The organism is Embleya sp. NPDC059237, from assembly GCF_042754105.1.
Taxonomy (GTDB): Bacteria; Actinomycetota; Actinomycetes; order Streptomycetales; family Streptomycetaceae; genus Embleya.
Genome location: NZ_JBHZAE010000067.1, coordinates 1 through 1191, shown reverse-complemented (window position 1 = coordinate 1191; position 1191 = coordinate 1). Strand labels below are relative to the sequence as shown.

The following is a 1191-nucleotide window of genomic DNA, read 5'->3' as shown; positions in this document are numbered from 1 at the left end:
CTCCTGGACGCTCCGGGAACGTGCCCGCGCATGCAGATGGTCTTCCGCGCCCGGCGCTGGACCGGTACGCCCGAGGTCCTCGAACCGGACAAGTGCCTCGGCTGGGGATGGTGGTACCCCCACGACCTTCCGGACCCGACCGTCGACTACACCCGCGCCGCGATCCGAGCCATCCAAGCCGGCCACCCCTACAGCGAGTTCGGCTGGACCTGACATCGAGCACGCACCCCGTCCGTACAGAAGGGTCCCCTCGTGAGCGAGCCCACACCACCCGACATCTCGACCCCCATGCCGGTGCCTTTGCCACTCGGTGACCGGCCGCGCAATGCGCACCCTGCGGACACCAGCACGCGAGAACCCGCCGCGACAACAGTCGGGTGCAAGGTGCGGTCGGCGTGGTTGTTCGGCGATTACGGGCCGAGCGACGAACGACCACCCCGGCACGATCCACCAGCGGAGTGCCGGTCAGCCCAGCCGCGTCACTGCGTGCCCGGGGATGCGAATTGAGCGCGGCGCGGCACACGGAGCCTGTGGACGTCCACCTGATCCTGCGCCGCGACGGCATGGACGGGCCTCGGGTGCTGCTGTCGCGGCGGGCGGGAGCGGTGTATGCCGCAGGCCTGTGGCACCTTCCGTCGGGTCATCTGGACGGGCCGCACGAGGACGTCGTCGATGCTTTGGTTCGTGAAACGGCGGAGAAGACGGGCGTGTTCGTCGACCCGGCCGACGTGCGTCCCGCCACCGCGATGCACCATCGCAGCCCGGACGGGGGTGCACGGGTCGGCTTCTTCTTCGAGGTCCGGCGCCGGCGGGGCACACCGCGGGTGATGGAGCCGGCCGTGTGCGACGCGATGGATTGGTACCGGCTCGACGCGTTGCCGGGGCCGATGGTGGCCTACTGCCGGGCCGGGCTCGACGCCTATCGGGCCGGCGCCCGATTCGCCGTGCACTTCCAGTGCCCCGGCGACTCGATCGCGTACGACCCCACGCAGGACCGGCTGTGCGCGATGCCTGCCGTCGGCGACACGAGGTCGCCGCTGTCCGACACAGCCGCGCGGGTGCTCACCGACCGCCCTGTCGACGAAGGGAGCGGGGCATGACGGAAACCACCGGCAGACTGCGCGGCAAGCACGCGACAGCGGGGGAGCGGGAAGCGGATGCCCCCACCGCGGAGACGTTGACGTACGACCA

1 protein-coding gene and 1 pseudogene are annotated in these 1191 nt (G+C 70.9%); both read left to right on the top strand.

Annotated elements, in window-relative coordinates; all coding sequences use genetic code 11:
* A pseudogene (locus ACFXKZ_RS52445) lies at nucleotides 1-213 on the top strand (NUDIX hydrolase); the annotation flags it as partial.
* Nucleotides 214-530: 317 nt separating this feature from the next.
* The gene (locus tag ACFXKZ_RS52440) at nucleotides 531-1100 is read left to right on the top strand and encodes an NUDIX domain-containing protein (protein ID WP_380015686.1); all 570 of its coding nucleotides are present in this window, start codon (nucleotides 531-533) and stop codon (nucleotides 1098-1100) included.
* Nucleotides 1101-1191: the final 91 nt, after the last annotated feature.